26 protein-coding genes are annotated in these 21,639 nt (G+C 66.9%); 14 read left to right on the forward strand and 12 right to left on the reverse strand.

The genetic code is table 11. From position 1 onward, the window contains the following. Together OHS57_RS36870 and OHS57_RS36875 are read right to left on the reverse strand one after the other, a co-directional pair. Complete coding sequence (locus OHS57_RS36870; RefSeq protein WP_328584847.1) at positions 1–393, reverse strand: peptidase inhibitor family I36 protein; 393 nt, start codon at positions 391–393, stop codon at positions 1–3. 213 nt (positions 394–606) lie between these two features. Further along, a complete protein-coding gene (locus OHS57_RS36875) occupies positions 607–1,722 on the reverse strand; it encodes a serine hydrolase domain-containing protein (RefSeq protein ID WP_328584848.1) in 1,116 nt (371 codons plus the stop codon). A gap of 110 nt (positions 1,723–1,832) precedes the next feature. On the opposite strand from OHS57_RS36875, the gene OHS57_RS36880 reads away from it, so the two are divergent. The 4 genes from OHS57_RS36880 (at position 1,833) to OHS57_RS36895 (ending at position 4,946) form a co-directional block, all read left to right on the forward strand. After that, a complete protein-coding gene (locus OHS57_RS36880) occupies positions 1,833–2,729 on the forward strand; it encodes an AraC family transcriptional regulator (protein WP_328584849.1) in 897 nt (298 codons plus the stop codon). 32 nt (positions 2,730–2,761) lie between these two features. Further along, positions 2,762–3,604, forward strand: a complete 843-nt coding sequence (locus OHS57_RS36885; RefSeq protein WP_328584850.1) for a helix-turn-helix domain-containing protein — start codon at positions 2,762–2,764, stop codon at positions 3,602–3,604. Positions 3,605–3,678: 74 nt separating this feature from the next. Next, complete coding sequence (locus OHS57_RS36890) at positions 3,679–4,305, forward strand: dihydrofolate reductase family protein (RefSeq protein WP_328584851.1); 627 nt, start codon at positions 3,679–3,681, stop codon at positions 4,303–4,305. A gap of 146 nt (positions 4,306–4,451) precedes the next feature. Next, positions 4,452–4,946: a pyridoxamine 5'-phosphate oxidase family protein gene (locus OHS57_RS36895; protein WP_328584852.1), complete on the forward strand. Its 495-nt coding sequence runs from the start codon at positions 4,452–4,454 to the stop codon at positions 4,944–4,946. 82 nt (positions 4,947–5,028) lie between these two features. Here the strand turns inward: OHS57_RS36895 and OHS57_RS36900 are convergent, their stop codons facing one another. Next, positions 5,029–5,880 (reverse strand): SDR family oxidoreductase, encoded by an 852-nt coding sequence (locus OHS57_RS36900; protein WP_328584853.1) that lies wholly within the window; start codon positions 5,878–5,880, stop codon positions 5,029–5,031. 101 nt (positions 5,881–5,981) lie between these two features. On the opposite strand from OHS57_RS36900, the gene OHS57_RS36905 reads away from it, so the two are divergent. Then, positions 5,982–6,557, forward strand: coding sequence for a TetR/AcrR family transcriptional regulator (locus OHS57_RS36905; protein WP_328584854.1), 576 nt, complete (start codon positions 5,982–5,984; stop codon positions 6,555–6,557). A 337-nt stretch (positions 6,558–6,894) separates the two neighbouring features. Here OHS57_RS36905 and OHS57_RS36910 read toward each other — a convergent pair whose 3' ends face one another. The 3 genes from OHS57_RS36910 to OHS57_RS36920 all read right to left on the reverse strand — a co-directional run bounded on the left by OHS57_RS36910 (position 6,895) and on the right by OHS57_RS36920 (position 9,286). Next, positions 6,895–7,365, reverse strand: coding sequence for a nitroreductase family deazaflavin-dependent oxidoreductase (locus OHS57_RS36910; protein WP_328584855.1), 471 nt, complete (start codon positions 7,363–7,365; stop codon positions 6,895–6,897). A gap of 245 nt (positions 7,366–7,610) precedes the next feature. Next, entirely contained in the window at positions 7,611–8,183 is a 573-nt protein-coding gene (locus tag OHS57_RS36915) for a CE1759 family FMN reductase (RefSeq protein WP_328584856.1), read from the reverse strand. Then, positions 8,183–9,286, reverse strand: a complete 1,104-nt coding sequence (locus OHS57_RS36920; protein ID WP_328584857.1) for an LLM class flavin-dependent oxidoreductase — start codon at positions 9,284–9,286, stop codon at positions 8,183–8,185. The genes OHS57_RS36915 and OHS57_RS36920 overlap by 1 nt, the downstream gene beginning before the upstream one ends. Positions 9,287–9,443: 157 nt before the next feature. Here OHS57_RS36920 and OHS57_RS36925 point away from each other — a divergent pair, with 157 nt between their 5' ends. The 5 genes from OHS57_RS36925 (at position 9,444) to OHS57_RS36945 (ending at position 11,754) form a co-directional block, all read left to right on the forward strand. Next, positions 9,444–9,749: a GNAT family N-acetyltransferase gene (locus tag OHS57_RS36925; protein WP_328584858.1), complete on the forward strand. Its 306-nt coding sequence runs from the start codon at positions 9,444–9,446 to the stop codon at positions 9,747–9,749. Positions 9,750–10,124: 375 nt separating this feature from the next. Beyond that, the gene (locus OHS57_RS36930) at positions 10,125–10,436 is read left to right on the forward strand and encodes a MoaF-related domain-containing protein (RefSeq protein ID WP_328584859.1); all 312 of its coding nucleotides are present in this window, start codon (positions 10,125–10,127) and stop codon (positions 10,434–10,436) included. Between the two features lie 2 nt (positions 10,437–10,438). Then, on the forward strand, positions 10,439–10,834 hold the full coding sequence (locus OHS57_RS36935) for a nuclear transport factor 2 family protein (RefSeq protein WP_328584860.1): 396 nt from the start codon (positions 10,439–10,441) through the stop codon (positions 10,832–10,834). 159 nt (positions 10,835–10,993) lie between these two features. After that, the gene (locus OHS57_RS36940) at positions 10,994–11,365 is read left to right on the forward strand and encodes a nuclear transport factor 2 family protein (RefSeq protein ID WP_328584861.1); all 372 of its coding nucleotides are present in this window, start codon (positions 10,994–10,996) and stop codon (positions 11,363–11,365) included. A 74-nt stretch (positions 11,366–11,439) separates the two neighbouring features. Next, positions 11,440–11,754: a putative quinol monooxygenase gene (locus OHS57_RS36945; protein ID WP_328584862.1), complete on the forward strand. Its 315-nt coding sequence runs from the start codon at positions 11,440–11,442 to the stop codon at positions 11,752–11,754. 224 nt (positions 11,755–11,978) lie between these two features. Here OHS57_RS36945 and OHS57_RS36950 read toward each other — a convergent pair whose 3' ends face one another. Both OHS57_RS36950 and OHS57_RS36955 read right to left on the reverse strand, forming a co-directional pair. Further along, positions 11,979–12,446 carry a MarR family winged helix-turn-helix transcriptional regulator gene (locus tag OHS57_RS36950; RefSeq protein WP_328584863.1) on the reverse strand — a complete coding sequence of 156 codons (468 nt, stop codon included), beginning with the start codon at positions 12,444–12,446 and terminating at the stop codon, positions 11,979–11,981. A gap of 354 nt (positions 12,447–12,800) precedes the next feature. Further along, the gene (locus tag OHS57_RS36955; RefSeq protein WP_328584864.1) at positions 12,801–13,631 is read right to left on the reverse strand and encodes an enoyl-CoA hydratase/isomerase family protein; all 831 of its coding nucleotides are present in this window, start codon (positions 13,629–13,631) and stop codon (positions 12,801–12,803) included. A 123-nt stretch (positions 13,632–13,754) separates the two neighbouring features. On the opposite strand from OHS57_RS36955, the gene OHS57_RS36960 reads away from it, so the two are divergent. From OHS57_RS36960 to OHS57_RS36970, 3 genes are all read left to right on the forward strand, one after another. Next, a complete protein-coding gene (locus OHS57_RS36960) occupies positions 13,755–14,144 on the forward strand; it encodes a winged helix-turn-helix transcriptional regulator (RefSeq protein WP_328584865.1) in 390 nt (129 codons plus the stop codon). A gap of 130 nt (positions 14,145–14,274) precedes the next feature. Then, positions 14,275–14,733 carry a MarR family winged helix-turn-helix transcriptional regulator gene (locus OHS57_RS36965; RefSeq protein ID WP_328585250.1) on the forward strand — a complete coding sequence of 153 codons (459 nt, stop codon included), beginning with the start codon at positions 14,275–14,277 and terminating at the stop codon, positions 14,731–14,733. 366 nt (positions 14,734–15,099) lie between these two features. Next, the gene (locus OHS57_RS36970) at positions 15,100–16,113 is read left to right on the forward strand and encodes a methyltransferase (protein ID WP_328584866.1); all 1,014 of its coding nucleotides are present in this window, start codon (positions 15,100–15,102) and stop codon (positions 16,111–16,113) included. 194 nt (positions 16,114–16,307) lie between these two features. On the opposite strand, the gene OHS57_RS36975 is transcribed toward OHS57_RS36970, so the two are convergent. From OHS57_RS36975 to OHS57_RS36990, 4 genes are all read right to left on the reverse strand, one after another. Next, positions 16,308–17,150, reverse strand: coding sequence for an alpha/beta fold hydrolase (locus OHS57_RS36975; RefSeq protein WP_328584867.1), 843 nt, complete (start codon positions 17,148–17,150; stop codon positions 16,308–16,310). 138 nt (positions 17,151–17,288) lie between these two features. Then, entirely contained in the window at positions 17,289–18,596 is a 1,308-nt protein-coding gene (locus OHS57_RS36980; protein ID WP_328584868.1) for a glutaminase, read from the reverse strand. Between the two features lie 133 nt (positions 18,597–18,729). Continuing rightward, complete coding sequence (locus tag OHS57_RS36985; RefSeq protein WP_328584869.1) at positions 18,730–19,398, reverse strand: NADPH-dependent F420 reductase; 669 nt, start codon at positions 19,396–19,398, stop codon at positions 18,730–18,732. Beyond that, positions 19,395–20,465 (reverse strand): LLM class flavin-dependent oxidoreductase, encoded by a 1,071-nt coding sequence (locus tag OHS57_RS36990; protein WP_328584870.1) that lies wholly within the window; start codon positions 20,463–20,465, stop codon positions 19,395–19,397. The genes OHS57_RS36985 and OHS57_RS36990 overlap by 4 nt, the downstream gene beginning before the upstream one ends. A 365-nt stretch (positions 20,466–20,830) precedes the next feature. On the opposite strand from OHS57_RS36990, the gene OHS57_RS36995 reads away from it, so the two are divergent. After that, a complete protein-coding gene (locus OHS57_RS36995) occupies positions 20,831–21,454 on the forward strand; it encodes a LysE family translocator (protein ID WP_328584871.1) in 624 nt (207 codons plus the stop codon). Positions 21,455–21,639: the final 185 nt, after the last annotated feature.

The raw sequence follows: 21,639 nt of genomic DNA on the forward strand, positions 1-21,639 counted from the left end.
TCAGCAGGTGGGGCCCACCGCGTCGATCCGCTTGCCGAAGTTGGTGTCGTAGACCTTGGCGTAGTCGCCGACGCCGACCCTCCGCTTCTCCTGAGGGGCCCAGTCGATGAAGCAGCCGTTGGCGTTGGAGTAGAACGAATAGACGTGGTCGTGAAGATAGGCCGGCATGTCGCGGTATCCCGAGCCGGGCGTCCACCGCCACGGCGTACCCGAATAGTTTCTGTTCTGCCAGAAACAGATCTCTCCCGCCCCGCACTGGTCGGCCGCGTGTCGCAGAGCGGCGCTCGCGCTCTGTTCCGACGTGGGGGTATGGGCTTGAGAGGGATTTGCCGCGCCGGTCAGGGCGACGCAGGCGGCGGCCGCAACAGCGGCCAGGGTCATGCGCATACGCATGGAGGAACTTCCTTGCACTGGACGTCATTTCTCACCCCGTGCATATCCATGCGCAATTCAATCGATGCCTCACCCGCCCGCCGACCGCCCGAACGAATTACAGAGACATTGACATTGACGATTACTCCGCGCTTTACATTTAACTGAAAAGCGCCGGATGAATCCCACGGCGCCTTCGGCACCGTGTCGGCGGGCGGCGCGGCCCGCGGGTTGTCACCGCAGTCCGCTGTAGGCAGCCATGACGATCTCCATGCCGCGGTCGTCCCCCTGCTGCTCCCGGTCGATCATCTGGTTCATGACGTAGGCCACCGTCATACGTGAGTCGGGGTCGCTCGCGACCAACGAGCCGCCCCAGCCGCCCCAGCCGAAGGTGTTGCCGAACTTGCCGAAGCCCATGGTCCAGCACACCGGCGTGCGCAGCACACGGTCCACACCGCGGAACACCTCCTGCCGCGCGGGCTCGCAGCCCCGCGGGGACAGCAGTCGTACGCCGCCGGCCGTTCCCCGGTTCGCCAGCACGGACTGGACCAGGGCGACGGACCGGGCGTTGCCGAAACCGCTCACCGCGGGGATCTGCGCACGGCGCCAGGCCACGGAGTTGACGTCCTTGACCCGGATCGCGGGACCCGTGACCTCCCGGCGAGTGCCGTCCGGTCCGTGAGGTGTGCTGGAGGCGTACGTGTCGTTCAGTGACGGCGGCGGGATGAGCGGCGCGACGCGGTGGTCGTTTTCGGCTGTGAGCCCGATGTGGAAGTCCGCGTCCAGCGGCTCGGCCACCTCCTCGGCGAAGAACTCGCCGAGGCTGCGGCCGGTGACGCGACGGACGATCTCACCGATCAGGAACCCGAAGGTGAGCGCGTGATAGCCGGCGGCCGTGCCGGGTTCCCATTCAGGAGCCTGCGCGGCCAGCCCCGCCGTCACGCTCTGCCAGTCGTAGAGGTCCTCGATCGCTGTCAGCCCCGCCAGGTCCGGCAGCCCCGCGGTATGCGACAGCACGTGCCGTACCAGCACGGTCTCCTTGCCGGCCGCGGCGAATTCGGGCCAGTAGGCGGCGACCGGCGCGGACAGGTCGAGTTGCCCCCGGTCTGCCAGGACGAGCGCGCACAAGGCGGTCATGTTCTTGGTCGTGGAGTTCACGCCCGCGAGGGTGTCGCGCTCCCAACTCGCGGAGCGGTCCGCGTCGGCGTACCCGCCCCAGATGTCGACCACCGGCTCACCGTCGAGACAGACAGCGACCGAGGCACCCACGTCATCCTTGCCGAGCGAAGCCGCGAAGGCGGCACGGACGGCGGCGAACTGCGGCTCGCACTGCCCTTTAACATCAGTCATGGGCGCAAGCCTCGGGGAATGTCGGGGCTTCCTGCCCGACAATTCCCGCACGGGTTCTGTCGGGCGGGGCGCGGACGAACTGTCTCTGCTTGCGGGAAGGGCGGATACGCGTGCTGGAGCGGTTGAACCGGGCGCTGGATCACCTGGAGGCCTGCCTCGACCGGGAGGTCGACGTGGCCGAGGCGGCCCGGATCGCCGCAGTGTCGGAGTACCACTTCCGGCGGCTGTTCTCCGTCCTCGCCGGGATGCCGCTCCCGGTCTACGTGCGCCGCCGGCGGATGACGCTCGCCGCGGCCGAGGTACTCGCCGGGGAACTGACGCTGCTCGACGTCGCGGTGCGGTACGGGTACGGCTCGGGCGAGGCGTTCGCCCGGGCGTTCCGGTCGGTTCACGGCATCGGGCCGGCGGAGGCGCGACGCACGGGCGCGGTGCTCACGGCACAGCCGCGCGTGTCCTTCCGTGTCGTCGTCGAAGGAAGTACGGCCATGCGGTACCGGATCGTGGAGAAGAAGGCGTTTCGGATCGTCGGCAGGAAGGCCCGGGTCCCTCTCGTGCAAGAGGGGCTCAACGAGGCCGCCACGGCGCATGTGGAGAGCCTGGACGAGCAGACAATCGTACGGCTGAAGGAGCTGACCGGTGGCGAGCCTGAGGGGATCCTCTCGGCGGCGGTGTACCTGACCGACGGTCGGGAAGACGGCGCCGAGGCGGACTACTGGATCGGCGTGGTCAGCAGCCCCGGGGCGGCCGTCGAGGGTCTCGACGGTCTCGACCGACTCGACGTGCCGGCCGGGACCTGGGCGGTCTTCGACAACCACGGGCCTTATCCAAGCGCCCTCCAGGAGCTGTGGCGGGACGTGTTCACGCAATGGTTCCCCTCGAACCCCTATACGAGCCGGTCAGGTCCGGAGCTCCTGCGGACGCAGCCGGTAGAGCTCGGCACGGAGACCGACTCCCAGCTGTGGATCCCGGTCGAGCGGTCGCGACCGGCTCCGGCGGCAACAGGCTGAATCAGCGGGCGGGGGCAGGGGAAAATGGGCCGATGGAATACGTCGGCCGAGTACCCGCGCCGCCGCTCGACCGCTTCATCGACGACGTCTACTGTCTGACCGGAGTGCCGCGCCATCACTCGGTGAACGTACCGCCGATGCCGTCGGCGCATCTGTACCTGCACTTCGGCGGTCCCGTACGGCTGCGGGACTCCGACTGTGCGGTGCCGCCCGTCGTGTTCACCGACGGCTGGTTCATGGGTGTGTGGACCAGGCGCTTCCTCGTCGAGTACCCCGCGACGGTGCGGCTGGTCGGAGTGCACTTCAAGCCGTGGGGGTTGTCACCGTTCATCGGTGTGCCGGTGAGCGAGCTGCGGAACCGATGGGTGCCCGTCGACGCTGTCTGGCGGCGGTCGGCGGACCGGATACGCAACGAGGTCGGCGAAAGCGCGTCGGCTGCCGAGATGTTGCGGGTCGTGGAGAAGGAGTTGCTGTCGCGGCTCGCCGAGACGCCGCCGTCCGGTCTGGAGCTCGTCCGGCACACCGCCGGGCGGCTGGAGACCGCGCACGGCGCGATTCCGGTCGGCGCGCTGGCCGACACGGCGGGGGTGAGCGGCAATCACCTGGCCACACTGTTCAAGGCGCATGTCGGCGTCACGCCGAAGCGGGTGGCGCGGATCTACCGCTTCGCGCGGCTGATCCTGTCCGTGGACGCCCGGAACCCCGTCGACTGGGCCGAACTCGCCCAGGCGGCCGGCTACTTCGACCAGGCCCACTTCAGCAAGGAGTTCAAGGACTTCACCGGCCACACACCCACGGCCTACCTGGCGCTGCGGCGCCGGTTCCCCGCCGAGCGGGGCTTCCCGCCGGACAACGGCCCGATGCCCGCAGATTGATTTCTTACAAGCGCCGACACCCTCGACCACGACAAGATCGGGACGACTGCGCGGCGAGATACCGAGGAGGACCTGTGGGCACGGTGATCATGAACAGTGTGGTGTCGGTGGACGGCTTCATCGCTGACGAGAACGACGCGGTCGGGCCGCTCCACGAATGGCTCTTCAGCGGGGACACCCCGATCACCGGCGGGCGAGGGCCCGGAGACGGGGAGCGGAAATTCGACCATTCCGGCGCCGGGAACAGCTTCAAGGTCTCACGCGCGTCGGCGGAGTACGTACGGTCGATGTGGGAGTCGATCGGCACGATCGTGATGGGCCGCACGCTGTTCGACCTGATGAACGGCTGGGAGGGGCAGCCGCCGGCGGGCGAGCACGTCGTTGTGGTGTCCCACCGGCCCAAGCCCGAGGGGTGGCATCCGGAGGCCTCGTACCACTTCGTCGACGGTGTCGAGGCGGCGATCGAGAAGGCGCAGGCGCTGGCGGGGGAGCGCACCGTCGCTGTGAACGCCGGTGAGGTGGGCGGCCAGATCTTCGCGGCCGGCCTGGTGGACGAGGTGGCGATGGACGTGGTGCCGGTGGTGTTCGGGTCCGGCAAGCGCTACTTCGGCGGCATCGACGGACAGCATCTGCTGGAGGATCCGCACCTGGTCATCCAGGGCGACCGGGTCCTGCACCTGAAGTTCACGGTACGCCGCTGAGGCCGGCGCGCAGCGGGCGTGCGGTCCCGGACCGGGCGTGCGGTCCCGAACAGGGCCCCAGATCGGGCCGCGGGGCGAGTCCGGTCGGCGCGCTCGCTAGCCACGACGTCGGTACAAATCGTCAAGCAGCGCAAGGAGTTCGTGTCATGACAGACCACGGCCTGGCGGCCCACGCGCGCGCAGTCGTTGACGCCAACCTCTACCTGACCTTGGGCACGGTCGACCCGGACGGCCGCCCGTGGACCTCTCCGGTCTACTTCGCTCCGGCGGGCGACCGCGAGTTCTACTGGCTCTCGGCCACGGACGCCCAGCACTCCCGCAACCTCGCCGAGCGTCCGCAGGTGAGCATCGTCATCTTCGACTCCACCGTCACGCCGTACCACGGCCGCGCCGTGTACGCCGTAGGCGAGGCGTACGAACTGTCGGGCAGTGACGTCGACCGCGCGCTGGAGGCGTACCCCCGGCCGGGCAGCACCGGCGTCACACCGTTCGCACTCGGGGAGGTGACCGGCCCGGCCCCGTACCGGCTCTACCGGGCGATTGCGTCGGAGCTGTGGGTCCTGTGCCCGCGCGACCCCGGGCGGCCCTGTCCGCTCCACGGCCTCGCGAAGGACCACAGGACGCCCGTCCCGGCGCCGTGACGATATCGGCCCCGGACCGTGGGCCGGCCCTGCGTGGGCCGGCCCTTCAGGACGCTCGGACGTGCGGTGCCGCAGGGACGGATCAGTCGGTGAAGGCGACGGACGCGGCCGCGTCCTTCTGAGATTCGAGCGCGGCAAGACGGTCGGTGAGAGCGGCGTGGACCGCACTGTAGGTGTCGGAGCCGAGAGGCAGACGCAGCGGCGGGTTCGGGTCGCGGGTGGTGTCGTAGACGGCGGCTGCGAGCTTGGCCGGGTCGCCGGTGAGGTCGCTGTCGTCGATGCTCTCCAGGTGGCGCCGCGTCCGGCCGACGGCGGTGTCCCGGTAGACGGCCGTCTCCGGGGTGAATTGCAGGGCCGAGGCGAAGCCGGTGCGGGTGCCGCCGGGCTCGACGACGGTGAGATGGATGTTGAAGTCGGAGACCTCGCGGCTGACGCTCTCGGTGAAGCCTTCCAGTCCCCACTTTCCCGCGTGATAGGAGCTGTGCGTGGGGACGGCGACCTGGCCGCCCATGCTGGAGATCTGGATGATCCGGCCTCCGCCCTGCTCACGCATCGGCTGCAGGAAAGCCCGGGTGATCATCATCGGCGCGAGCAGGAGGACCTCAATCTGGTCGCGGATCTGCTCGACGGTCATTTCTTCGGCGGCGCCCACGACCGCGTATCCGGCGTTGTTGACCACGATGTCCACCGGCCCGGACGCGATTGTCGCGGCGATCACCCGGTCGACGTCGGAGGGAAGGGTGAGATCGAGGATCACGATGGCCAGCCGGTCGCCGTACGTCTCGCGCAGGTCGTCCAGAGCGGCGGGGCGGCGGACGGTCGCTGTGACGCGGTCGCCGTTCCGGAGGGCGTGCTCGGTGAGGTGACGTCCCAGGCCGCCGGAGGCCCCGGTGATGAACCAGTGGCGTACGGCCTTGTCGGAGGGAGCGGGCATGGAACTCTCCTGGAGTAAGGTGCTACCGGAACGGATTCCGCTTAATACTGTAAACGGAATGAGTTCCGGAAATCATCCCGAGCCGACGCCGGAGGACCCGCATGCCCGCCAAGGCGCGTCGCACCAGGAGTGACGCGCTGCAGAACCGGGAGCGCCTGCTGGAGGTTGCCGCGCGGGTCTTCGCCGAGCAGGGGCTGGACACCGCGCCTGCCGCTATCGCCAAGCAGGCGGGTGTCGGCGTCGGAACGCTCTACCGGCACTTCCCCACGCGGGAAGTACTCATCGACGCCGCCTACCGGCGCCAACTCACCAAGGTCTGCGAGAAGGTGAGCGACCTTCTGGCACAGCACCCGGCGGCCGAGGCCACTCGCATGTGGATGGACCACTTCATCCACTACGCCACGGCCAAGAGCGGCATGTCCGAAGCCCTGAACGCGGTCATCGCCTCCGGCACCGATCCGTACTCCGACAGCCTGGCCCTCCTCACCGACGCGGTCGCCGCCCTCCTCGCGGCCGGCGCCCGGGACGGAAGCCTGCGCACCGACGTCGCCCCCGCTGACGTCCTGCTCCTCATGGGCGGAATCGCCTATTCCGTGCGGCACGGCACGCAAGAGCAAGCCCGTTCGCTCGTCGACCTCTTCATGGACGCGCTGACCAAGAACTCGCCCGGGAGCTGAGCCCGAACTCCCGCGTCGGGCGGATCGATGCGCGCGCGAGTCCTGGCCGCCCTGCCGCCTCGCTCAGTTGAAGGCGGACCGGATGACGTCCTTGGTGCCGGGGCTTCGGTCGAGCTCCAGCCGGATGTCCGAGAGGTTCTGGCTGGCCAGGGCCTCTCGCCGTGCCTGGTCGGCGCGGCTCATGACCACTTTGACCGGGCATTCGTCGGTGGAGGGAAAAGCTCCCCGATCTTGCTGCAGGTCCGGCCCATCGCCGTCAGCCCGGAGTATGACAAGGAACTGGCCTTTCGTGGTGGCGAGTTGACCCGGGCGACGAATCCGCGTGCGCGGTGGGGAGTCAGGTCCTGGTGAGGTGAAAGACCCGGATGGTCCGCTCAGTGGCGCGCTCGGCGTACCCCTCGTACGCGGGCCAGTGGGCGACGATCGCTGCCCATGCCTCCGCGCGTTCCGGGTCCGTCAGCAGCCGTGCGCGGACTGGCCACGTGTTGCCGGCGTGGGTAACCTCTGCCAGCGGCTCCGCCAGCAAATTGGCCGACCATCCCGGATGCCGCTGCCCGCCCCAGTTCGAGGCGACCACCACCAGGCCGCCGCCGTGCCGGACGTACAGCAGAGGCACCTGCCGCGGCTGCCCGCTGCTTCGGCCGGTCGTCGTCAGCAGCACTGTGCGCAGCCCGGCCGCCGTCCCGACTCCCAGGCGCCCACGGGTCACTTTCAGCAGGACGCGGTCCGCAGGCGCCAGGAAACGTCCCACGGCGGACCATGCCCGGGTCGCGCCCAGCCTTCGGACCGCGCTCTGAATCTTCGACATACTGCCTCCTCGGCCACTTCTTTGAGATTGATCTGTCGTGTCGTCGACTGACGCCCGGCGGTCATGCACAGAGCCGCTGCTGTCGGACTAATGCCAACGCCGTGCAATCCACCTTGCCGTTTCATTTGGGGCGACGACGCGTCGTTGAGGAGTAACGAACTGGCAAGCTGGCGCGGAGTGGACGTTACCAACAGAGACTTGGGTGAGAGACGTCCGAGAGGTCGCTCCGGCCGGAGCGCGGCTAGCTACTGCTTGAGGGGGACGACGCTCTCAGTGTTCTCGGTGATGGCCGCGCGACCGCCCATGAGTGAGCCGAGCTCGCGGCCTGCGCGGACGATGCGGTCGGCGAGGCAGGCTGCGCCCCAGTCCTCGGTGGCCGCGTACACGGTGGTGGGTACGAGGGTCGCGCGCAGACGTGAGAAGAGTGGCCGGAGTGCGCGCTCCGGGGTGACCGAGTGTCGGGCCGTGGCGCCGGTGGCGGCGAGCAGCACGGGCTTCCCTGTCAGTGTGGTGTTGTCGAGCACGTCGAAGAAGGACTTGAACAGCCCGCTGGAGGAGGCGGAGAAGATCGGTGAGACGGCGATGACACCATCCGCCTGTGCGACTGTCTTCACCGCATGCCTCAGGTCCGAGCCTGGGGACCCGGTCTCCATGACGTGAGCGATATCGGCGGCCAGGTCGCGCAGTTCGACCACGCGGGTGTCGACCTCGTGCCCGTGGGCCGTCAGTTGCCATCGTGTGGTGTCCGCGAGGCGGTCGGCCAGCACTCGAGTGGGCGAGGGTGGGCTCAAGTCCGCCGATATGACGACGAGCTTCATCAGGCGCTCATCTCCTGGGAATTGATCTGGGCGTCCTTGGCGGCGAGCAGGGAACGGTGGGTCGGAGCCTCCGGCACGTCCGACGGGCGGCCCTTGGCGAACTCCTCACGCAGCACGGGTATGACCTGCTCGCCGAGCATGTCGATCTGCTCAAGGACGGTTTTCAGAGGCAGCCCGGCGTGATCCACCAGGAACAGTTGGCGCTGATAGTCACCCGCGTACTCGCGGAAGCTCAGTGTCTTCTCTATCACTTGCTGTGGCGAGCCGACCGTCAGCGGTGTCTGGTCCATGTAGTCCTCCAGGGACGGCCCGTGCCCGTACACCGGCGCGACATCGAAGTAGGGGCGGAACTCGCGTCTGGCGTCCTGGGAGTTGTTCCGCATGAAGACATGCCCGGCGAGCCCGACGATCGCTTGCTCGGGCGTGCCGTGCCCGTAGTGCGCGTACCGCGTCCGGTACAGCTCGACCAGCCGCTTGACGTGGTCGGCCGGCCAGAAGACGTTGCTGTGGAAGAAGCCGTCGCCGTAGTAGGCGGCCTGCTCGGCGATCTCGGGGGAGCGGATGGAGCCGTGCCAGACGAAGGGCGGTACGTCGTCCAGCGGGCGGGGCGTGGAGGTGAAGGACTGCAGAGGCGTACGGAGACGGCCTTCCCAGTCCACGACGTCCTCGCGCCAGAGTTTGTGGAGCAATGCGTAGTTCTCGGTGGTGAGGTTGATGCCCTCACGGATGTCCCTGCCGAACCAGGGATACACGGGCCCGGTGTTACCGCGCCCCATCATCAGGTCCACTCGCCCGTCGGCCAGATGCTGGAGCATCGCGTAGTCCTCCGCGATCTTCACCGGATCGTTGGTGGTGATGAGGGTGGTGGAGGTGGAGAGGATCAGCTTCCTTGTGCGCGCTGCGATGTAGCCGAGCATCGTGGTGGGGGAGGAGGGCACGAACGGCGGGTTGTGGTGCTCGCCGGTCGCGAATACGTCGAGCCCGACCTCCTCGGCCTTCAGCGCGATGGCGACCATGGCCTTGATTCGCTCACGCTCGGTCGGCGTACGGCCCGTCACGGGGTCCGGCGTGACGTCGCCGACGGTGGTGATCCCGAACTGCATGGTCGCTCACCTTCGTATGGTTGATGTATCAACATTATGCCACAACGGGATTCGCCGCACTCGGTTGACTAATCAACTACTCTGGTGACTCCGTTGCTGCGAAGCCTCGTCCTTGTGCGAAGGGGCGACGGCGCAGCGACCATCATGAGGAGGGGCGATGGAACCTCGCGTGGCTGACAACGCCGGCCAATCGCGCTTTGAAGTCTTCGACGGCGACGAACTCGCCGGCTTTGCCGAGTACCACCGGTACCGTGACGAGATCGCGTTCATCCATACGGAAATCGATCCACGGTTCGCCGGTCGACGACTCGGTGGCGTACTCGCCCGCGCGGCCCTCGACGCGGCCAGGGAGCAGGGCCTCGCGGTGCTTCCTTTCTGCCCCTTCATCCGTGGCTGGATCGGGAAGCACTCTGAGTACGCCGACCTGGTGCCGCAGGGTCAGCGGGCTCGGTTCGGGCTGTGAGGGTGGATGGTGTCCCCGGCGGAGTGGACCAGGACGACTGATGCCGTCCGGCCCCCGTGCGTGGTGCCGCGCTGGTCGCCGTGCCGGCCTGGCGGCGGTGTGAACCGACTGATTTTGTTGGTCGCGCCGTGGACGGCGGTGCTTGCGAGGGTGATGCCGGCGGCCTGGTCGCGGGCGGCGAGAACATGCCGGGCGGCGGTGTCGCTGAGGTGAAGCCTCGTGGCGTCCCACCGTCCACGGTGATCGCCTGCCGCTGTCGCCGCGCTCCGTCAGCTGAGTGTGTTCCCCGTCTCAGAAGGCTTGCGCAAACATGTGCTTTGAGTTGAGACTTCAACTCAGCATCGAGGTTGTGATCGACGATCTGGAGGACGTGCCATGTCCAGGCAACTGACCGGCCGCAGCTACCACTTTGACCTCGGCGATCTGAAGGTGCGGTTCACCTTCGACTCGCCGACCCAGGGCAGCTTCGTCGTGGAGCACGGTGCGGGGCTCGCCCCCGACGGACACGCTGAAACGGTGGCTCTGGACCTGCATCAGATCCGCGAAGGCGTCTATCTGAACTCCTGGACCGAGGCGAGCGGGGCCACCGTGACGCACTTGGAGGACTTCGAGAACGGGACGTTGTACTCCAACGTGACCGTCGACGGCCAGCTCCACCACTTCACCGGAACGATCAAGGAGGCCTGACCATGACTCACCACGCCGCTGTGCAGGACGATCAGGCAGAGCGCAACATCGACATCGTGCTCACCGCGATGCGGGAGTTGTTCGCCGAAAAGGACCTTACCGCGATAGACCGATACTGGGCCGAGCCGTACATCCAGCACAGCCCGCAGATGCCCAACGGGCTCGACACCCTGCGCAACGCCGTTCCGCACCTGGACGGCTTCTCCTGGGAGCCGCAGCGCATCGCCGCCCAGGGCGATCTGGTCTTCACCCACAGCATCGTCCATGGCTGGGCTCCGAACCCCGTGGCCATTGTCGACATCTACCGGCTGGACAACGGACGCATCGTGGAGCACTGGGACGTCGTCCAGGACATCGTCACCCCGGAAAACTCCGCCAACGGCAACGCAATGGTGTAGACCCGGCAGGTCGGCATGCCGTCGCGCCGGCGCCAGGACAGGCGAGCGCTCATCGCCTCATACCGCCGGCCCCTCATTCCCTCGCTTCGCAGCGCCGCCGCTGCCTGTGTCGGCCCTGCCTCAGACGGTGCGGGCCGCACCAAAGAATGGAGTTCTGTCATGTCGGTCAACAAGGAGACCGCGCGCAAGGCCATGGAGGAACTGCTCAACCAGCGGGACCTGACGGCATTGGACCGGCACTTCGCGGAGGACTACATCCAGCACAACCCGGCGATTGCCGAAGGCCGTGACGGGCTTCGGGCGATGGTGCCGACCCTCCCCGACAACTTCAGCTACACCATGCTGCGATCGTTCGAGGACGGTGACCACGTCATCGCACTCGCCGTAGTCAGCGGATTTCTTCCCGAAGGCGACGCCGCTGTGGCAGACGTCTTCCGTTTCGAGAACGGCCGCATAGCCGAGCACTGGGACATCCTTCAGGCGTACGTGCCGGACGACCAGACCGCGATCGGGAATCCCATGCTGAGCTGATATCGCCGCCAGGCCGCGGACGACGGATCCCATGCAGCGAGCCAGTCGAACATCAAGCACGCAACGGAGAGACGATGAACCCGGTTGTGGTCGTTGTGACGATCATCCCTGTCCCGGAACACAGATCAGAAGTGATCGCTGCCCTCGAACGGGCCATCACGCTCGCTCACGCCGAAGATGAGGGCTGTCTGCTCTACGCGCTGCACGAGGGCGACGACCGCCTCGTGGAGATCGAGAAGTGGTCCAGCCCTGAGGCGCTGGACGCGCACCTCAGAGGGCCCGCGGTACGCCAACTCCTGAAGGACATTGAGGGAAAAATAGTCGGTGAGCTGGACGGGCACGTCCTGCGCCCCCACCCGGCCGGAACGCCGCAGCAGGGAGCGCTCTAACGCAACGCCAGTCGCGTGCCACCTGGCCGGCGATTGACGGGTCGGTGATATTGCCCTACGGTACCGGTTGATACATCAACTAGATCGATCTACGCCCTCCCCGTGCGGGCGTAGGAGGGGTGACGTGACGATACGTGGCGGGCAGCCCGCGCATCAGTACGGCCTCGCCGCGTCGGTGTGGGACGGACTTCGGCCGGCCATGAACGCGTCGAGACCTTGATCGGTCAGTCAGGCTGCTTCTCCATGTGCGCGAGGACGCGGTTCGAGATCCGGCCGAGTGTGTCGAGTTCTTCCTGGGTGAGGGCGTCGATGAACAGTCGGCGGACGTGGTCGACGTGTTGGGGTGCGGCGGCTTCGATCGCCTCGTAGCCGGCCGGGGTGGCGACGATGAACGCTCCGCGTCCGTCGTCGGGACATTCCTCCCTGGCTACCAGCCCGCGCGTCGTCATCCGCCGGACCTGGTGGGACATGCGGCTCTTCTCCCACTCCACCAGCTTGGCCAGGTCCAGGAAGCGCATCCGTCCGCCTCCCCTCTCGGTGAGGCTCGCCAACACGATGTAATCGGAGGCGGACATACCGGAGTCGGTCTGGATCAGGCGAGAGAGTCGCCCGAGGAGCGTCTCCTGCATGCGGATGAAGCTGTCCCAAGCGGTCTTCTGCTCCGGGGTCAGCCAGTGAGGCGTCGTGTTCATTTAGTGAGTGTAACGAAAATGTTGACAGCTCATCTATCCCGTTGACGTGGTCGACTCTGATCGATGCCCGAAATATCCAAGGCGTGCAGTGAGCGTCGGCATCCTCGACCTGCCACGGTTCGTGGCCGGTCGAGGAGGGGGCCTTGGTGGTTGCGATCCCGGCCGCAGGAGGCGTCTGCCCAGTTGTCGGAGCGCCCCCGAAGGCGGTGGACCTATGAGCTGTTCACCCACCACATCGGCGTTCTACGACGCGACGTGCCGGTCAACCGTGTTGGCATCCGACGAGATGGGTGTGAGCTGCGCACTGACCCGGTCAACAGGGCACCGGTGAGCACATGGGTCCTCGTCCGCCTGTCAGGCCAGTCCCCGGAGCAGGCCCTCCAGATCGCGCTCGCCGTCGGGGGTCTGGGCACCGTGGGCCAGCCCGCCGCGGATCAAACGCTCGGCCGCGGGGCGAACGAACTGGCCCGCCCAGGCATCGTGCTCCCGCAGGAGCCCCTCGGCGAGGTCCTCGGCCACGATCGCCCGCTTGGCCGCAGCGATCACACCCTCGGGCAGGGCTGCGATGTTGCGCGCGAGGCGGTCGACGATGTCGTCGAGTTCGTCAGCGGGGACGGCCCGGTTGACCCAGCCGTAGCGCTCCGCGGTTTCGGCGTCGTACAGGTCGCCACCGAGCACCGCCTCCAGGGCGCGATTGCGGCCGATGCGGCTGGCGAGGTACTGAGTGCCGCCCCCGCCAGGGATGATGCCCATGAGGGCTTCGATCTGGCCGATCCCGGCGGTGCCGATTGCCGCGAACGCCATGTCTGCTGCCGTGACGAACTCCGCCCCTCCTCCGCGCGCCACCCCGGCAAGCTTGACGATGGTCGCCTGGGGCTGGTGTCGAAGCAGTTCCCCCAAGCCCTGGAAGACGTTGACGCCGTCGGGGAGGTCGGCCGCGAGCTCGTCGAAGGCGTCTGGCGTGTCGACGAGTGACATGTCGACGTGGGCGATGAAGAACTCCGGGCTGGCGCTGTCGAACACGATGACCCGAACCGAGTCGTCGTCCCTCAGTGCGGTCAGCAGGTGTCGGAGGTCGGCCATCAGGGCGACGTTCAGAACGTTGACCGGTGGGTTGTCGAGGGTGACGCGGGCAATGCCGCCCTCAAGGCTCACCCGTAGGGTCGCGTAGGCGTCGTGGGGCATGGGGATCTCCGATTCGGTACCTGATGTGCATCTAGGTTCCTGATGCATACTCACTGTGCGATGGTGGGCGAACAGCGTCAATAACGCACTTTGGGCATCGCAAGGATCACGAGGGATACCGACATGGCCAGCTCCGAAACCAGCGTCGACGCCGGCGTCGACGTCGTCTACCGGTCCGACTGCCCCAGCCGCCCGATCCTCGACCAGATCGCTGACAAGTGGTCGATGATGGTGATGGCCGTTCTCGACAAGCCCACTCGTTTCAACGAGATCAAACGCCGCCTTGAGGGCGTGACCCAGCGGGTCCTGACCCAGACCCTGCGCCGGCTGGAGCGCAACGGGATGATCGTGCGCCGGGTGCTGCCGACCTCGCCGGTCGGGGTCCAGTACTCCTTGACTCCGCTCGGCAAGTCCCTCCAGGAACCGTTCAGCCGGTTGTACGACTGGACGGTCGACAACGCGGACGAGATCCGGGTGCACCAAGAGGACTACGACCAACGCGTTCAGGGCTGAGAAGGTGAGTGCTGTGCGGCCCCTCGGGGGTCGCAGACCGCCGCCTGACAATCCGCCAGCGGCAACGCGACGCCGGAGGCCCCGCAGGTCGACATGTCGGCGAGCTGCCGCAAGGATGAGCACCGTGACGATGCGACGTGACGACGACCTCGACCAAGCCGCGGTGTGGCATGACCTGGTGCTGGCGGCCCATCTCCTCGAGGATGCGCTGGAACGGCAATCACAGCGTGACGGGAATATCTCGCACGGGCACTTCAAGCTGCTGGTTCTCCTCATGGGTGCGGAGAATCAGACGATGGGCCTCAAGGCGCTTGCCGGCCTGCTGCGTTTCTCGCCCAGTCGCGTCAGTCACACGCTCACCGTCCTCGAACGTCAGGGCCTGGTCACCCGCGGACGGGTACCGGAGGGGAGACGTGCTTACGAGGCCACACTGACCTCACAGGGCCGGCTGCTCGTGGTAGGGGTGCTCCGCGCGCAGCGCGCCGAAATCCGGGACGTCCTTTTCGACAGCTTGGGCACATCCGACACCGCGGCCCTCGGCAGGATCAGCGCGCGTGTCGTTGAGGTGCTCGACAAGACAGACATCTGACGCGACGGTCGCAGGCCGGTGTTGGCACTGAGGGCCGCACGGTTGATTTTGGCCGGGGCGGTCCGCCGAGAAGGTTGATGCGTCAACCGGGTGCGGATAGTGTGAGTCGCGGCGGCGGCGCGGGCTTCGCCGACAGAGCCGGTGTCGACCTCCTGGGTCACTGCGACGTTCCACCCGCTCGTGCGCAGCTGCATGGGGGCTACCAAGGCAGCTGAAACGACAGACGGTCGGAATTGCCGACCACGACGTCGGTCCATTTTGGAACGGGTCGCAGCTGGGTGGCCGGCCGCTGTACGAACACGTCCCTGCGCCGAGGCTGCAATGTTCCCTGCTCAGACAACCCTCAAGTAGAGGAGCGACACCAGAATGACCGAGGAAACCCCCGCACCACCGCACGCCGCGATACTGGACCTGGCCATGGGCTCCGTACTGGCCCGCGCTCTGTTCGCCGTCACCGAGCTCGGGATTCCGGATTTGCTGGCCGATGGTCCACTGGCTGTCGGTGCGCTTACGGAGAAGACCGGTACCACACCCGACAGTCTGCCCCGGGTCCTGCGCGCCCTGGCCGCTGTTGGGTACTTCCACACCGAGGGAGACCGTTACACCCTCACCGATCTCGGCCGGACCCTGACCAGCGGACACCCCACCGCGGCCCGCGAGTTGGTGCTGAGCATGCTGGGTCCGTTGTTCACCAACTCGCTGCAGCGGCTGTCGGACACGCTGAGGACCGGCCGTACCGGGGCCGATCTGGCCTTCGGCGTACCTGTTTTCGACTACTTCGGAAAGCACGCGGACGAGGGTGCCTCGTTCAACCAGACGATGATCGCTTTCCATGGCACGGAACCCGCCGCGGTCGCCGGCGCCTGGGATCTTCCGCAGGTCGAGCACATAGTGGACGTGGGTGGCGGCGTGGGCACACTGCTGCGCGCGGTACTGGAACAGGCTCCCGCCGCCCGGGGCACGTTGTTCGACAGGCCGGATGTGATCGCCCAGGTGAACCTGGGAGACCTGGGGGAGAGGTGCCGGACGGAGGCCGGCGACTTCTTCACCTCGGTACCGCGGGGCGGGGACGTGTACCTGCTCTCGCACATCGTGCACGACTGGGACGACGATGCGGCTCGAAGGATTCTTACCAACGCTCGGGAGGCGATAGCGGAGGGCGGCCGGGTGATTCTGGTCGAGATGGTGCTGCCGACCGGGGACCAAGATCACCCCGGTAAGTTCCTCGACCTCGTCATGCTGTCGCTCACCGGCGGTCGCGAACGGACCGAGGAACAGTACCGCGAACTCCTCGCCTCTGCCGGGCTCGACCTCGTGCGCGTGCTGTCGACCAACTCGCCGGTGAGCATCATCGAAGCGGCGCCGACCGTGGGTGCGTAACCCCACGAAGCCAGGGCCACACGTAGCCGTCGAAGGACGGCGAAGTTGACGGACGCGCTCAGCCCTTGGCACGACAGGCGCGCGCCAAGGGCTGGCGGTGGGGCCGGCCGGCCACCACGCACGCTTCACCTCATCGGCGGTGACGCGGCTCCGCGTCAAGAGAAGCCGTCAGGGGAACAGCCGGTCATCCACGGTCACTTCGAGAGGAAGTCGCGCAGCGCGGTGTTGACCTCGTCGGCGTGGGTCCAGAGCAGACCGTGCGGGGCGCCTTCGACCTCGACGTAGTCGGCCTCGGGGAGCGCCTTGTGGAATCGGCGCCCGGTGGCGTCGATCGGGAGGATGTTGTCCTTTGTCCCGTGCAGGATCAGTGTGGGCTTGCCGCTCGCGCGGACCGCTTCGACGTCGGCGCGGAAGTCCTCGATCCAGGCCGGCACGACAGCGTACGCAGCCACCGGAGCGCTGCCGATGGCGACGTTCCAGCTACCGTTCACGGCCTCCTCGCTGATACGGGTGCCGAGGTTCTCGTCGAGGTTGTAGAAGTCCGCGTAGAACTGCTTGAACCAGGCGTACCGATCCGCCTTTGCGGTCGCCGCGATACCGTCGAAGACCTCCTGCGGCACCCCGTCGGGGTTGTCGTCGCGGGCGACGAGGAACGGTTCGAGCGAGGCGAGGAAGGCCAGCTTCGCGACCCGCTCATGACCGTGGCGACTTACGTAGCGGGCGAGTTCGCCGGTGCCCATCGAGAAGCCGACGAGGACGACGTCCCGCAGGTCGAGGGTCTCCAGGACCGTGTTCAGGTCAGCGGCGAAGGTGTCGTAGTCGTAACCGGAGTTCACCTTCGACGACTGGCCGAAGCCCCGACGGTCATAGGTGATGACCCGATAGCCCTGGGCCAGCAGCTCGCGCGTCTGACGTTCCCAACTGTGCCCGTCCAGCGGGTAGCCGTGGATCAGGACGACCGGCTGCCCGGAACCCTGATCCTCGTAGTAGAGCTCGACCGGCGTGCTGTTCTCCGTGCCGACGGTGATGTAGCCCATGGTGTCCTTCCCCTCAGGCCGACGAAACGAGCGCCGGCCCATATTAGTAGGTGGAAACTGCGTGCTGTTGGAGGCGGTTCAGAGGTCTCGGCCATCCACAACGACCAGCGGTGGGGCGCGAATTCCGCCCCTGCGCCGTCAACCGCCTTGACCTCCGGCCGCCGTCGCGGCGCGCTGGTCGGCGAGGTCCAGGTTGTCCACGACGGTGACTCGGCCACCATCGCCGGGATCGGGATCGGGCATCATGGATTCGGGGTCGACGAGGTAGACATCGTGGCCGTTCAACGTCAGCCGGCGTGCGATCTCCAGCAGCACGCGCCGTGCCACATCATCGATCGAGTGGACCCGTGTCAGGTCTAGAGCCACCCTGACTTCCGACGGTGAAATGGCCATGGCTTCCTGAACCACTCTCTCGGCTCCGGCAAAGCCGATGCCACCTTGCAGTTGCAGGACGCGGAGCGCGCTCGGGCCGCCGGCGACGACATGGTTGGACCGCACGACGGCACGCGCCGCGGCGGGAACCTCCATCACATGCAGACCCATGTCTGAAGAGAATCGCTCGAACAGTGAAACGCCGCGAACGCTGTTCCCATGACCATCCAGTCGTGGTGAGAACGTGGCAATGCCGATCTGTCCGGGCAGCGCGCCGATCAGACCCCCGGCCACCCCGCTTTTCGCCGGAATACCGACCTGGGTCGCCCAGTCACCGGCGGCGTCATACATTCCACAGCTGAACATGACGCTCAGCACCTGACGCACCACCGCTTCCGGCACCACCTGCTCACCCGACAGGGGATTCACCCCGCGGTTGGCCAACGTCGCGGCCATCATGGCCAGATCTCGAGTGGTGACGAGCGCGGAACACTGGCGGGTGTAGCCGTCCACGACGGCCCCCGGGTCCTCGGTGAGGACGTTGTGACTGCGGAGCATATGCGCAATGGCGAGATTGCGGTGCGCGTGCTCCATCTCCGAGGCGTATACCGCCTGATCCGTCTTCAACCGACGGCCGGCGAACGCCGAGAGCCCGTGGAGCACGCGGTCCACTCGCTCTGTCGGATTCAGATCCTCCGCGCCGGCCAGCGAGTGTACGGTGATCGCGCCGGCGTTGATCATGGGGTTGAGGGGGCGTCCCGTATCGCTCTCGAGAGAGATCTCGTTGAACGCCTCTCCGGACGGCTCGACTCCGACTTTGGCGAGCACAGGGTCGAATCCGCGATCAGACAGGGCCAGCGCGTAGACGAACGGCTTGGAGATCGACTGGATGGTGAACTCGACGTCGATGTCACCGGCACCGTAGACCTCTCCGTCAACCATGGCGAAGGCCGCACCGAGGCGCTCGGGATCCGCCGATGCGAGCTCGGGAATGTATCCCGCCGGCTCTCCGGAAGTGTCCGACTCGACGTCTCCCAGCACTTCAGCCAGATAGTCGGGAATGATCGGTCGCATTCGCCCTCCATGCGTCATTGCGATTTTCACGCGGTGAGAACCACGTTGCCACCGTCCTGGTACCAGGCTGCACTTGACGGGGCCTCACCGCGCGGCCACTCGCCGGTCCTGCCGAGGGGCCTCTGTCTTTCTGTTACGAGTGCTCAAAAGACCTTTCCGGAGCGGAGGCGGCGGTCAGCACGCCAAGCTGCTCGGCATCGACGTTGGCTCCGAAGGCGGGGCTGCCGGGCTCGAGCCGGACGCCTGCTGCGAGGTCGCCGACGGTGAGTGGGTCGAATCCGAGCGAGTCGATCAGCGCTGACACGACGGCGAGATCCTCGGGCGAGTCACCGGCGATCGCGATGGCCTTACGCCCGGGGCTGCCTGGCGGACGGGCCTCGTCTTCGAGGTCGTGGTAGCCCATGTGGTTGAGGGCCTTCACGACACGTGCGCCTGTCAGAAACGTCTGCACGAATTCGCTCGAAGAGGTGTCGGACGGAAGGATTGTGTCGCGGGGGCCGTCGATCTCCCACCAGTGGTTCATCGCATCGATGACCAGCTTTCCCTCAAGGCTCGGGACGGGGAGGTCGCGGTGTTTGCCGAGCGGGAGAGCGAGGATCACCACGTCGGCGGCGTCCGCGGCCTGGGCCGGCCACACGGCTGTCGCTCCGGGGGTGAGGACCTTGGCGGTAAGCGCGATCTTGGAGGGGTCACCGGACCCTGAGATCAGGACTCGATAACTGGCGGCGACGGCCAGGCGCGCCATGACGGTGCCGACCTTCCCGGCTCCAAGGATCCCGATAGTGGCAACAGGGTTGGTCATCGCGTGGCTCCCGCCGTGGCTGCGGGCTGCTCGGCCAGGAGCTCGCGCACCCGAGGGATGACCTGGGTGCCGTACAGCTCGACCGAACGGAGACGTGCGGAGGCTGAGACGGTGCCGGCGGCGGAGTAGATCATGTCGAACCGGCCCGCGTTCAGTACCCGGACGGCATGGGCGATCTTGGTAGCGACCGTCTCGACCGAGCCGACGTACAGCGACCCGCGGTTCACCTCGGCCTCGAATTCCTGCTTGCGGAGCGGCGGCCACCCGCGCTGCCCCCCGATCCGGTCGCGGATCTCCTTGTACCCGGGGTAGAAGAGCTCCTTGGCCTCGGCGTCAGTGGAAGCGACGAAGCCGGGTGAATGCGTCCCGACCGGCTGCGGGGTGGTGCCGATCTCCTGGCTGGCGCGCTGGTACAGATCCACGTAGGGAGCGAACCGGTCGGGGGCGCCGCCGATAATCGCGAGCATGAGCCGGAAGCCGTACTGAGCGGTGCGGAGCACGGACTGCGGTGTCCCGCCGACGCCCACCCAGGTGTTGAGACGTCCCGATTCCGTCTTCGGGTAGACGTCCGCGTTGTGCAGGGCGGCCCGCGTGGTGCCTTCCCAGGTGACCGGCCCCTCGTCCAGGAGCCGATGGAAAAGATCGATCTTCTCCTCGAACAACACGTCGTAGTCCTTCAGGTCGTACCCGAACAAGGGGAACGACTCCGTGAAGGAACCGCGTCCGAGGATCACCTCGGCGCGGCCGTTGGAGAGCGCGTCGACCGTGGCGAACCGCTGGAACACCCGCACCGGGTCGTCCGAGGACAGCACTGTCACGCCCGACGCGAGCCGGATGCGCTTCGTGGCTGTCGCGATGCCTGCCAGCACGGTCTCAGGGCTGGAGATCGCGTACTCGGGTCGGTGGTGCTCGCCCAACGCGACAACGTCGATACCGACCTGGTCGGCAAGGACGGCTTCGGTCACCGCGGCACGGATCGCCTGCGCGTGCGAGACGATCACGCCCTCGTCGTTGCGGGGCCGGTCTCCGAAGCTGTCGATACCGAACTCGATCTGCGAAACATCCATCGTGCTCACTTCGCTCAACGCTTTCGTTGTGTCGGGTGTGGCGGTGCGTGGTACATGACGCCCAGCCGGCAGCTCGCGCGCGGGCGGGGGAGGGGAGCCGGTTCGCCGAACGGTCGGCTTAGCGGTCCTCTACATCACCTCAGCCGATCTAGTTGACACGTAAACTAGTACACCCTTATGGTTTACGTGTCAACTAGACGTGGTCGTGGCGGGTGGTGCTGCGTCCGATATTCGACGGCCTCGGCGACGATCAACCCAATTCGTTGCCAGCTGCTGCCTGTTCGGCTAGGGGGTGTTGCACCGTGTGATTTATAACTCGCGATGTTCTCGTCCCAGGAATAGGTCACACGCCTGATGCTGGGGGCGTGATCTACTGGACGGATTTCTTCCCTTCTGTCGTATTGATATCCATAATCCCTGGAGTGAGCCAGCTGTTAGGCCTGGGTAACGCCATCCGATTTGGCACTTCCTGGGCCCTTGTCGGCATCCTCGCGCGTCTCGCAGCTTTCGCACTGCTGATCGGCGTCGTTGTGCTGGGTCTCGGCGCGGTCCTCGCACGGTCTCCTAATGTGCTGACCATAATAAAATGGAGCGGAATAGCATATTTGGTCTGGATTGGTGTAGCGGCGCTGAGGAGCAGGCCGGAGAACGCTTCTGTGGTCGAGGATGAAGCGGACCGCACCAATCGATGGCGGGTCCCTCGCCGGGAGTTCATGGTCGCCATAACCAATCCAAAAGCGCTGTTGCTTTTCGCGGCCCTCCTCCCGCAATTCACGAGCAGCGGAAGGGGTGCAGAACTGCGCATCGCTCTTCTGGGACTGGCCTACATGGGTGTAGAAGCTGTCGTGGGCAGCCTGTACGTCGGAGCCGGGAGAATCCTCCGCCGGCGGCTCAGGTCGTACAAGGGATCGATCGCTCGTCGGGTCGACCAGCTTTCGGGAATCTGCATCCTCTTACTTGCGGGTGCGTTGGCCGTGAGCGGTGTTTGACAGCGGTCAGCCCCTGATGAGGCGTTCTGCCGGGCATGCTCGGTGGGTATGAGCCCATGGCGCTGCTTGAAGGCGCGGGTGACGTGGTTGCTGCCGGGGCGCGGTCAGCGCCCAGCCCAGCATCGCCGGTCGCGGAGCAGCGGCCGCGAGCCGCTGCTCCGCGGCGTTCTTCGCCGCCAGGCCGA

The sequence above is a fragment of the Streptomyces sp. NBC_00370 genome, from assembly GCF_036084755.1.
Taxonomy (GTDB): domain Bacteria; phylum Actinomycetota; class Actinomycetes; order Streptomycetales; family Streptomycetaceae; genus Streptomyces.

Bases quoted from the DNA above. Each gene is read 5' to 3' on its own strand.
- OHS57_RS36985 (WP_328584869.1), bottom strand. From the start codon at position 19,398: ATGACCAACCCTGTTGCCACTATCGGGATCCTTGGAGCCGGGAAGGTC.
- OHS57_RS36970 (WP_328584866.1), top strand. From the start codon at position 15,100: ATGACCGAGGAAACCCCCGCACCACCGCACGCCGCGATACTGGACCTG.
- OHS57_RS36920 (WP_328584857.1), bottom strand. From the start codon at position 9,286: ATGCAGTTCGGGATCACCACCGTCGGCGACGTCACGCCGGACCCCGTG.
- OHS57_RS36990 (WP_328584870.1), bottom strand. From the start codon at position 20,465: ATGGATGTTTCGCAGATCGAGTTCGGTATCGACAGCTTCGGAGACCGG.
- OHS57_RS36940 (WP_328584861.1), top strand. From the start codon at position 10,994: ATGTCGGTCAACAAGGAGACCGCGCGCAAGGCCATGGAGGAACTGCTC.
- OHS57_RS36910 (WP_328584855.1), bottom strand. From the start codon at position 7,365: ATGTCGAAGATTCAGAGCGCGGTCCGAAGGCTGGGCGCGACCCGGGCA.
- OHS57_RS36870 (WP_328584847.1), bottom strand. From the start codon at position 393: ATGCGTATGCGCATGACCCTGGCCGCTGTTGCGGCCGCCGCCTGCGTC.
- OHS57_RS36955 (WP_328584864.1), bottom strand. From the start codon at position 13,631: ATGCCCCACGACGCCTACGCGACCCTACGGGTGAGCCTTGAGGGCGGC.
- OHS57_RS36950 (WP_328584863.1), bottom strand. From the start codon at position 12,446: ATGAACACGACGCCTCACTGGCTGACCCCGGAGCAGAAGACCGCTTGG.
- OHS57_RS36875 (WP_328584848.1), bottom strand. From the start codon at position 1,722: ATGACTGATGTTAAAGGGCAGTGCGAGCCGCAGTTCGCCGCCGTCCGT.
- OHS57_RS36895 (WP_328584852.1), top strand. From the start codon at position 4,452: ATGACAGACCACGGCCTGGCGGCCCACGCGCGCGCAGTCGTTGACGCC.
- OHS57_RS36975 (WP_328584867.1), bottom strand. From the start codon at position 17,150: ATGGGCTACATCACCGTCGGCACGGAGAACAGCACGCCGGTCGAGCTC.
- OHS57_RS36980 (WP_328584868.1), bottom strand. From the start codon at position 18,596: ATGCGACCGATCATTCCCGACTATCTGGCTGAAGTGCTGGGAGACGTC.
- OHS57_RS36915 (WP_328584856.1), bottom strand. From the start codon at position 8,183: ATGAAGCTCGTCGTCATATCGGCGGACTTGAGCCCACCCTCGCCCACT.
- OHS57_RS36930 (WP_328584859.1), top strand. From the start codon at position 10,125: ATGTCCAGGCAACTGACCGGCCGCAGCTACCACTTTGACCTCGGCGAT.
- OHS57_RS36905 (WP_328584854.1), top strand. From the start codon at position 5,982: ATGCCCGCCAAGGCGCGTCGCACCAGGAGTGACGCGCTGCAGAACCGG.
- OHS57_RS36960 (WP_328584865.1), top strand. From the start codon at position 13,755: ATGGCCAGCTCCGAAACCAGCGTCGACGCCGGCGTCGACGTCGTCTAC.
- OHS57_RS36965 (WP_328585250.1), top strand. From the start codon at position 14,275: ATGCGACGTGACGACGACCTCGACCAAGCCGCGGTGTGGCATGACCTG.
- OHS57_RS36885 (WP_328584850.1), top strand. From the start codon at position 2,762: ATGGAATACGTCGGCCGAGTACCCGCGCCGCCGCTCGACCGCTTCATC.
- OHS57_RS36935 (WP_328584860.1), top strand. From the start codon at position 10,439: ATGACTCACCACGCCGCTGTGCAGGACGATCAGGCAGAGCGCAACATC.
- OHS57_RS36900 (WP_328584853.1), bottom strand. From the start codon at position 5,880: ATGCCCGCTCCCTCCGACAAGGCCGTACGCCACTGGTTCATCACCGGG.
- OHS57_RS36925 (WP_328584858.1), top strand. From the start codon at position 9,444: ATGGAACCTCGCGTGGCTGACAACGCCGGCCAATCGCGCTTTGAAGTC.
- OHS57_RS36945 (WP_328584862.1), top strand. From the start codon at position 11,440: ATGAACCCGGTTGTGGTCGTTGTGACGATCATCCCTGTCCCGGAACAC.